This is a genomic window from Streptomyces sp. NPDC058307, assembly GCF_042880295.1.
In the GTDB taxonomy this organism is placed as follows: Bacteria; Actinomycetota; Actinomycetes; order Streptomycetales; family Streptomycetaceae; genus Streptomyces.
The window spans coordinates 80,864-90,154 of the sequence record NZ_JBHVYZ010000007.1 but is presented as its reverse complement, the minus strand read 5'-3'; the positions used below and the strand labels follow the sequence as shown (position 1 = coordinate 90,154).

The following is a 9,291-nucleotide window of genomic DNA, read 5'->3' as shown; positions in this document are numbered from 1 at the left end:
CTCCCACCCGCCGCCCGACCACCACCCCTCATGGAGGCGCTGCGCGCCGCCCCCGCTGAATTGGGCCAGCGGCGAGCCCACGCTGGTGCCGTCACCGCAGAACACGTCCCAGCCGACCGAGCGCAGCGGGCCCGCCACCGGGCCGCCCGCGGCGCCGTAGCAGACGTGCTGCCCGGTGGTGAAGACGGTGTCTGCGGCGAGCTCCAGCGGGATCAGCACGGCGGCGATCCGCCCGAAGCCGCGCTCCCGGCCGGCCAGCGCGAAGGTGAGCGCGAACACGGCGGCGGCGACCACCGCCACCGTGTTGAGCGGCAGGGGAGCCCGGGACAGCAGCACGTGCGACGCGGTGCTGAGCGTCACGACGAGTGCCGTGAACAGCGCCGCGCGGAGCGCTCGTAGCTGGGTCCCGGATATGTCCATAGCCTGGAGAGTGTGTCACGCGGGCCTGTAAGGGACCCCTAAAGGATCCCTGTGAGCGGCCCTATCGTTATGAGCGGTCGTAGGGGCGGGTCACAGACCCGGGATCCGGCCGTTGCGGAACAGGTCCACGAAGGTCTGGTGGTCGGCACGTGCGCGTGCGCCGTAGCTGTGCGCGAAGTCGACCAAGAGTCCCGCGAAACCGTCCTCGTCGGCCGCGATCGCCGCGTCGATGGCCCGCTCGGTGGAGAAGGGCACCAGGGACTCGCCCGAGGTGTCGTCCGCCGCCGCGTGCATGGTGGCCGTGGCCCGGCCGAGGTCGGCGACGACCCCCGCGATCTCCTCCGGGTCGTCGATGTCACCCCAGTCCAGGTCGACGGCGTACGGCGAGATCTCGGCGACCAGCTGGCCCGCGCCGCCCAGCTCGGTCCAGCCCAGCCACGGGTCGGCGTGCTGCTGGAGGGCGCGCTGGGAGATCACCGTGCGGTGGCCCTCGTGCTGGAAGTAGTCGCGGATCGCCGGGTCGGTGATGTGCCGGGAGACGGCCGGGGTCTGGGCCTGCTTGATGTAGATCACGACGTCGTTCTCCAGGGCGTCGGTGTGCCCCTCCAGCAGGATGTTGTACGACGGCAGCCCTGCCGAGCCGATGCCGATGCCCCGGCGCCCGACGACGTCCTTGACGCGGTAGGAGTCCGGACGGTCCAGGGAGGCCTCCGGGAGGGTCTCCAGATAGCCGTCGAAGGCCGCGAGCACCTTGTAGCGGGTGGCCGCGTCCAGCTCGATGGAGCCGCCGCCCGGTGCGAAGCGGCGCTCGAAGTCGCGGATCTCCGTCATCGACTCCAGGAGGCCGAAGCGGGTCAGGGAGCGGGCGTCGCGCAGCGCGTCCAGGAGGGGGCCCTGGGCGGTGTCCAGGGTGAAGGGCGGCACCTCGTCGCTCTTGGCGCCGGTGGCCAGGGCGTGGATCCGCTCGCGGTACGCGCCCGCGTACACCTCCACCAGCTCGGTGATCTGCTCGTCGCCGAGCGCCTTGGCGTACCCGATCAGCGCGACGGAGGCGGCGAAGCGCTTGAGGTCCCAGGTGAAGGGGCCGACGTACGCCTCGTCGAAGTCGTTGACGTTGAAGATCAGCCGGCCGTTGGCGTCCAGGTACGTGCCGAAGTTCTCCGCGTGCAGGTCGCCGTGGATCCACACGCGAGAGGTGCGCTCGTCCAGGTACGGGCCGCCCCTCTTCTCGGCGTCCAGGTCGTGGTAGAAGAGGCACGCCGTACCCCGGTAGAACGCGAACGCCGAGGCCGCCATCTTCCGGAACTTCACGCGGAACGCTGCCGGATCGGCGGCCAGGAGCTCGCCGAAGGCGGTGTCGAAGACAGCGAGAATCTCCTCGCCGCGGTGCTCGTCGTTGAGCTGCGGAACCGACATCGCGGGGTGCCTCCTGCTACATGTGTACGACAGCGTTTCTGTCGTTTGTCCAACGGGCGGGCCCCAGTGAAAGTGCCCGCGGCCCTCGTTGTGAAGGTACGCGGGGCGGCCCCCTGAGTGTCAGTGCGGAGGCATAGACTTCGGCGCTGACCCCCACACCGTCCGTCCGTCTGTCGTCGAGTGTTTTCCATGGAGGCCACGCCGTGTCAAAGCCGCCGTTCACGCACCTGCACGTCCACACCCAGTACTCCCTGCTGGACGGTGCCGCGCGGCTCAAGGACATGTTCGACGCGTGCAACGAGATGGGCATGACCCATATCGCCATGTCCGACCACGGCAACCTGCACGGGGCGTACGACTTCTTCCACTCCGCAAAGAAGGCCGGGGTCACCCCGATCATCGGGATCGAGGCGTATGTCGCGCCCGAGTCCCGGCGCAACAAACGCAAGATCCAGTGGGGCCAGCCGCACCAGAAGCGGGACGACGTCTCCGGTTCGGGTGGTTACACCCACAAGACGATGTGGGCCGTGAACTCGACCGGCCTGCACAACCTCTTCCGGCTCTCCTCGGACGCCTACGCCGAGGGCTGGCTCCAGAAGTGGCCCCGGATGGACAAGGAGACGATCTCCCAGTGGTCCGAGGGGATCGTCGCCTCCACCGGCTGCCCCTCCGGTGAACTCCAGACCCGGCTGCGCCTCGGTCAGTACGACGAGGCACTGAAGGCGGCCGCCGACTACCAGGACATCTTCGGCAAGGACCGCTACTTCCTGGAGCTGATGGACCACGGCATCGAGATCGAGCACCGGGTCCGCGACGGCCTCCTGGAGATCGGCAAGAAGCTCGGCATCCCCCCGCTGGTCACCAACGACTCGCACTACACGTACGCGCACGAGGCGACCGCCCACGACGCCCTGCTGTGCATCCAGACCGGCAAGAACCTCTCCGACCCGGACCGCTTCAAGTTCGACGGCACCGGCTACTACCTGAAGTCCACGGACGAGATGTACGCCATCGACTCCTCGGACGCCTGGCAGGAGGGCTGCGCCAACACCCTCCTGATCGCCGAGATGGTCGACACCGCCGGCATGTTCGAGTCGAAGAACCTCATGCCGAAGTTCGACATCCCCGAGGGCTACACCGAGGTCTCCTGGTTCAAGGAGGAGGTCCGCCGCGGGATGGAGCGCCGCTTCCCCGACGGCATCCCGGACGACCGCCAGCGGCAGGTCGAGTACGAGATGGACGTCATCATCCAGATGGGGTTCCCGGGCTACTTCCTCGTGGTCGCCGACTTCATCATGTGGGCCAAGAACAACGGCATCGCGGTCGGCCCGGGCCGAGGCTCCGCGGCCGGTTCGATCGTCGCCTACGCCATGGGCATCACCGACCTCGACCCGATCCCGCACGGCCTGATCTTCGAGCGGTTCCTCAACCCCGAGCGCGTCTCCATGCCCGATGTCGACATCGACTTCGACGAGCGCCGGCGCGTCGAGGTGATCCGTTACGTGACCGAGAAGTACGGCGCCGACAAGGTCGCCATGATCGGCACCTACGGCAAGATCAAGGCCAAGAACGCGATCAAGGACTCCGCGCGCGTGCTGGGCTACCCGTACGCGATGGGCGACCGCATCACCAAGGCCATGCCCGCCGACGTCCTCGGCAAGGGCATCGACCTCAACGGCATCACCGACCCCTCGCACCCCCGCTACTCGGAGGCGGGCGAGGTCCGCGGGATGTACGAGAACGAACCGGACGTGAAGAAGGTCATCGACACCGCCAAGGGCGTCGAGGGCCTGGTCCGGCAGATGGGCGTGCACGCCGCCGGCGTGATCATGTCCAGCGAGACCATCACCGAGCACGTGCCCGTCTGGGTCCGGCACACCGACGGCGTGACCATCACACAGTGGGACTACCCGAGCTGCGAGTCGCTCGGCCTGCTGAAGATGGACTTCCTCGGCCTGCGCAACCTGACGATCATGGACGACGCCGTCAAGATGGTGAAGTCCAACAAGGGCATCGACCTGGAGCTGCTGAGCCTCCCGCTGGACGACCCGACGACCTTCGAACTGCTCCAGCGCGGTGAGACCCTCGGCGTCTTCCAGTTCGACGGCGGCCCCATGCGCTCGCTGCTGCGCCTGATGAAGCCCGACAACTTCGAGGACATCTCCGCCGTCTCCGCGCTCTACCGGCCCGGCCCGATGGGCATGGACTCGCACACCAACTACGCGCTGCGCAAGAACAAGCTCCAGGAGATCACCCCCATCCACCCGGAGCTCGAAGAGCCCCTCAGGGAGGTCCTGGACGTCACCTACGGCCTGATCGTGTACCAGGAGCAGGTGCAGAAGGCCGCCCAGATCATCGCCGGCTACTCGCTCGGCGAGGCCGACATCCTGCGCCGCGTGATGGGCAAGAAGAAGCCCGACGAACTGGCGAAGAACTTCACCATCTTCCAGGCCGGCGCCCAGAAGAACGGCTACAGCGAAGAGGCCATCAAGGCCCTGTGGGACGTGCTGGTCCCCTTCGCCGGATACGCGTTCAACAAGGCGCACTCCGCCGCGTACGGACTGGTGTCGTACTGGACGGCCTATCTGAAGGCCAACTACCCGGCCGAGTACATGGCCGCCCTGCTGACCTCCGTCAAGGACGACAAGGACAAGTCGGCGGTCTATCTCAACGAGTGCCGCCGCATGGGCATCAAGGTGCTCCCGCCGAACGTCAACGAGTCGGTGCACAACTTCGCCGCGCAGGGCGACGACGTGATCCTCTTCGGCCTGGAAGCCGTGCGCAACGTCGGCACCAACGTGGTCGAGTCGATCATCAAGAGCCGCAAGGCCAAGGGGAAGTACGCCTCCTTCCCCGACTACCTCGACAAGGTCGAGGCGGTCGCCTGCAACAAGCGCACCACGGAGTCGCTGATCAAGGCGGGCGCCTTCGACACCCTGGGCCACACCCGCAAGGGCCTCACCGCGCAGTACGAACCGATGATCGACAACGTGGTCGCGGTCAAGCGCAAGGAGGCCGAGGGCCAGTTCGACCTCTTCGGCGGGATGGGCGAGGAGGACAACAGCGAACCCGGCTTCGGACTGGACGTGGAGTTCACCACCGACGAGTGGGACAAGACCTATCTGCTCGCCCAGGAGCGGGAGATGCTCGGTCTGTACGTCTCCGACCACCCGCTCTTCGGCCTGGAGCACGTGCTGTCCGACAAGGCCGACGCGGGCATCGCCCAGCTCACCGGCGGTGAGCACGCCGACGGCGCGGTGGTCACCATCGGCGGCATCATCTCGGGCCTGCAGCGCAAGATGACCAAGCAGGGCAACGCCTGGGCGATCGCCACCGTCGAGGACCTCGCCGGTTCCATCGAGTGCATGTTCTTCCCGGCGACCTACCAGCTGGTGTCGACCCAACTCGTCGAGGACGCCGTGGTGTTCGTCAAGGGCCGCCTCGACAAGCGCGAGGACGTGCCCCGCCTCGTCGCGATGGAGCTCCAGGTCCCCGACCTGTCCAACGCGGGCACCAACGCACCCGTGATCCTCACCATCCCGGCGCTGAAGGTCACCCCGCCGATGGTCAGCAGGCTCGGGGAGATCCTCAGCCATCACAGGGGGGAGAGCGAGGTCCGCATCAGGCTCCAGGGACCGAGCAGGACGACGGTCCTGCGGCTGGACCGGCACCGGGTGAAGCCGGACCCGGCGCTCTTCGGCGACCTGAAGGTGCTGCTCGGACCGTCCTGCCTGGCGGGCTGACCCGCCGGGGCTCGGACCATGCAGAGGGGCGCACTCCTGACGGGGTGCGCCCCTCTGTGTCTGGTCTCACTGTGTGCCTGTGTCTCAACGTGTGCCTGGGGCTCAACAACCCTTTATGCACATGTCAGTTGTGGCCGAAGCTTTTCTGCCGCCCCTTGCGGGCGACGTCGCCGGGTGTCACCTGCGGGGCATGCTGCTCGGTCTGCGTCTCCATCGAGGACGGCTGGGGCTCCTGCCCGGCACGCTCGGTCTGCGACGGCTTACGGTTCTGCTTCTTGTTCTTGGCCATGGTGATGCCTCCTGTGGGGATCTAGGGGCCAGGGCCGGGACCAGATTCACATAGGCTGACAGGAGGCGCATTTCGGATAATTACCGTGTGTGACAGGGAATGTCGCCGGGCAATGCCCCGAAACGCCACGCCGAAGATCGAGTTCGGGCCGTTAACCCCCGCGTGGTCGGGCAGACTCGAAGGAAGCCCGAAGCAAACCTCCCGGAAAGAGGGTGGATCGCGTGGACCGCTGCATCGTCCTGGTGGACGCCGGGTATCTGCTGGGGGCCGCCGCCAGTCTCCTTGCCGGGGAACCCTCCCGTTCCCGCATCACCGTCGATCACGCCGCTCTCGTGCAGGGGTTGCGCGACCGGGCCGAGTCCGACACGGAACGGCCCCTGCTGCGCATCTACTGGTTCGACGGCGCCCCCGACCGCGTCCCGCAGCCCGAACACCGCAGACTGCGCGTGATGCCCAGGGTCACCGTCCGGCTCGGCGCCCTGACTCGCAGCGACGGACGCTGGGCCCAGAAGGGCGTGGACGCCGCCATGCACGCCGAGCTCACCGAACTGGCACGCAACCGCGCCTGCTCCGACGTCGTGCTCGTCACCGGCGACGGGGATCTGCTGCCGGGCATGATGGCCGCCAAGGAGCACGGGGTCGCCGTACACCTGTGGGCCGTCCAGGCCGCCGACGGGGACTACAACCAGTCCGAGGACCTGGTCGCCGAGGCCGACGAGCGCCGGGTGCTGGACCGCGCGTGGATCACCAAGGCCGTCCGCGCGAAGGAATTCGGCGGGATCTGCGCGCCGCCGCCCGCGCCGCGGCCCGAGATCGCCGCGATCCTCTCGGCGCCGCTGCCCGAGTCCGCGCCCGCCTCCGAGCGGACCGAGCAGGGGGCCGAGCACGCCCCGGCGGCCGCCTCGGAGAACGGCACGCAGGAGCGGGTGCCGGCGCCGAAGGGAGTGCCCACGCCCAAGGACCTCGCCGCACTGCGGGCCCCCGGTGCGCAGCCCGCCCAGCCCCCCGCGAGCGCCACCCTGCGCTGGTCCTCCGACAAGGGCTGGGTCGACCGGCCCAGTGGTGCCGCCGAGCCGCCCGAGGTGGCCTCCATGCCGACGCTCGCGCAGCTGACCACGGCGGAGCAGCGGTGGGCCGACCGGGAGGAGGACATCACCACGGTCGGCGGCGACCCCTTCGAGGTCGGGCAGGTCTTCGCGCGGCGGTGGATGGAGCGGCTGGGGGACCAGGCGCATCTGCAGCGGCTGGCCGGGATGTACCCGAGGGTGCCGCACCGGATCGACGGGGAACTGCTCAGGTACGCGGCCCGGTTCGGGCTGCTCGCGCACAAGGACGACCAGATCGACGAGCACGACCGTTATGCGATCCGGGCCGGGTTCTGGCGGGAGATCGATGTGCGGACGGCTGCGGAGCACGCCCCGGCCGGGGAGTGAGAGGGCACATACCCCGCCCCAAGGGCGAGCAAAGCTCCCGGACCCCGTAGGCTCGTCCCTTGTGAGTACGCGCGCTGCACCGGCACTTCGACACAGTGGGGATGTCGTGTGTGCGGTGCGCGGACTGACCAAGACCTACCCCGCGGTGCGCGGGCGGCGCGGGGCTGCGGCCACTCCCGAGGTGCGGGCCACCGACGACGTACGGCTGGACATCCGGCGCGGTGAGATCTTCGGGCTGCTCGGGCCGAACGGCGCCGGCAAGACCACGCTCGTACGCCAGCTCACCGGGCTGATGCGGCCCGACCGCGGCAGCGTCGAGATCCTCGGGCACGACATCGTGCGCCACCCGGACCGGGCCTCGCGGATCCTCGCCTACCTCGGCCAGGAGTCCACCGCCCTCGACGACCTCACCGTCTCCCTCGCCGCCGAGACCACCGGCCGGCTGCGCGGCCTGGAGGCCAGGAAGGCGCGGGCCGAGCGGGACGCCGTACTGGACGAGCTGGGGCTCACGCCGATCGCCGGGCGGCCGCTGAGGAAGCTGTCCGGCGGGCAGCGGCGGCTCGCGTGCTTCGCGTCGGCGCTCGTGGGGGAGCGGCCGCTGCTCGTCCTCGACGAACCGACCACCGCGATGGACCCCGTGGCGCGGCGCGCGGTGTGGTCCGCCGTGGACCGGCGGCGGGCCGAGCGCGGTACGACCGTGCTGCTGGTCACCCACAATGTCATCGAGGCGGAGACGGTCCTGGACCGGGTCGCCGTCCTCGACCGGGGCCGGGTGATCGCCTGCGACACGCCCACCGGCCTGAAGGAACAGGTCGCGGGCGAGGTCCGCGTCGACCTCGTGTGGCGCGAGGCGGCCCCGCTGCACGTCCCCGAGGTCGCCGCGCTCCAGGACCGGGCCGTGGCCGCCGGGCGCCGCTGGACGCTGCGGCTCGCCCCCGAGGAGGCCCGCGCGGTCGTGGCCACCGTCACCGGCGGGGCCGCGTTCGCCGCGCTGGACGACTTCACGCTCGCCACACCCAGCCTGGAGGACGTGTACCTCGCGCTGGGCGGGGCCGCGCAGCAGGGGCTGGTGAAGGCGTGAGCACGTTGAGCACGCGGACGGCCGTGTCCGTACGTCACAGGGCGACCGCCGGAGCGAAGAGGAGCAGAGCCACGTGAGTGCCGTACCCGCCGGGGCTCTGCCGGGCGGTGCCCTGGCCGTCGAGGAGACGGGCCGGGACGCGGCCGCCGAGCTCGGGCCGCGTGCGCGGCTGTGGCCGTCGCTGGCGGCCGTGTACCGGGCGCAGCTGTCCCGCGCGCGGGTCGCGCGCATCCCGCTGCTGTTCGTCGCCACCTTCCAGTCGATCGGGATCATGGTCCTGATGCGGGGCGTCGTGGACGGCGGGGACGAGGCGCAGTCCGTGGTCGCCGGGGCGTCCGTGCTGGTCGTGGCCTTCGTCGCGCTCAATCTCCTCGCGCAGTACTTCGGGCAGCTGCGCGCGAGCGGCGGACTCGACCACTACGCCACCCTGCCGGTGCCGCCGGCCGCCGTGGTGCTCGGCGCCGCGGGGGCGTACGCCTCCTTCACCGTGCCCGGGACTGTGGTGACCGCGGTCTTCGGGTGCGTGCTGTTCGGACTGCCGCTGGCGCACCTGTGGGTGCTGGCGGCGGTGATTCCGCTGGCCGGAGCCGCGCTGGCCGGGCTCGGCGCGGCCCTCGGGCTGCTCGCGCCCCGGCCGGAACTGGCCACCCTGCTGGGACAGCTCGGCATGTCCGCCGCGCTGCTGCTGGGGGTGCTGCCCGCCGACCGGATGCCCGAGGCGCTTCGTTTCGCCCGGGATCTGCTGCCCTCGACCTACGGCGTCGAAGCCTTCGCCCGGACCTTCGGGCCGCATCCCGACTGGGCCTTCGTGCTCGGCGACCTCGCCGTGTGCGGGTGCGTGGGCGTCGTCTCGCTGGCCGTCGCCACCTGGGCCTATCGCCGGGCGGCCGTCCGGTGACGCGCCGCACA

Annotated in this window: 6 protein-coding genes and 1 pseudogene; 4 read left to right on the top strand and 3 right to left on the bottom strand. The window is 69.9% G+C overall.

The genetic code is table 11. From position 1 onward, the window contains the following. A pseudogene (locus ACFVYN_RS07915) lies at positions 1 to 420 on the bottom strand (hypothetical protein); the annotation flags it as partial. Between the two features lie 90 nt (positions 421 to 510). After that, positions 511 to 1,836 carry a DUF2252 domain-containing protein gene (locus ACFVYN_RS07910; protein WP_352382846.1) on the bottom strand — a complete coding sequence of 442 codons (1,326 nt, stop codon included), beginning with the start codon at positions 1,834 to 1,836 and terminating at the stop codon, positions 511 to 513. A 203-nt stretch (positions 1,837 to 2,039) separates the two neighbouring features. Between ACFVYN_RS07910 and dnaE the strand changes: the two genes are divergently transcribed. Next, positions 2,040 to 5,579 (top strand): DNA polymerase III subunit alpha, encoded by a 3,540-nt coding sequence (dnaE, locus tag ACFVYN_RS07905; protein ID WP_389994087.1) that lies wholly within the window; start codon positions 2,040 to 2,042, stop codon positions 5,577 to 5,579. A gap of 124 nt (positions 5,580 to 5,703) precedes the next feature. Here the strand turns inward: dnaE and ACFVYN_RS07900 are convergent, their stop codons facing one another. Next, on the bottom strand, positions 5,704 to 5,868 hold the full coding sequence (locus tag ACFVYN_RS07900; RefSeq protein WP_389994084.1) for a hypothetical protein: 165 nt from the start codon (positions 5,866 to 5,868) through the stop codon (positions 5,704 to 5,706). A gap of 221 nt (positions 5,869 to 6,089) precedes the next feature. On the opposite strand from ACFVYN_RS07900, the gene ACFVYN_RS07895 reads away from it, so the two are divergent. The 3 genes from ACFVYN_RS07895 to ACFVYN_RS07885 all read left to right on the top strand — a co-directional run bounded on the left by ACFVYN_RS07895 (position 6,090) and on the right by ACFVYN_RS07885 (position 9,280). Next, positions 6,090 to 7,301, top strand: a complete 1,212-nt coding sequence (locus tag ACFVYN_RS07895) for an NYN domain-containing protein (RefSeq protein WP_389994081.1) — start codon at positions 6,090 to 6,092, stop codon at positions 7,299 to 7,301. Between the two features lie 106 nt (positions 7,302 to 7,407). After that, on the top strand, positions 7,408 to 8,382 hold the full coding sequence (locus ACFVYN_RS07890) for an ABC transporter ATP-binding protein (protein WP_389994079.1): 975 nt from the start codon (positions 7,408 to 7,410) through the stop codon (positions 8,380 to 8,382). Positions 8,383 to 8,455: 73 nt separating this feature from the next. Further along, positions 8,456 to 9,280: an ABC transporter permease gene (locus ACFVYN_RS07885; protein ID WP_389994076.1), complete on the top strand. Its 825-nt coding sequence runs from the start codon at positions 8,456 to 8,458 to the stop codon at positions 9,278 to 9,280. The last annotated feature ends 11 nt before the right edge of the window (positions 9,281 to 9,291 follow it).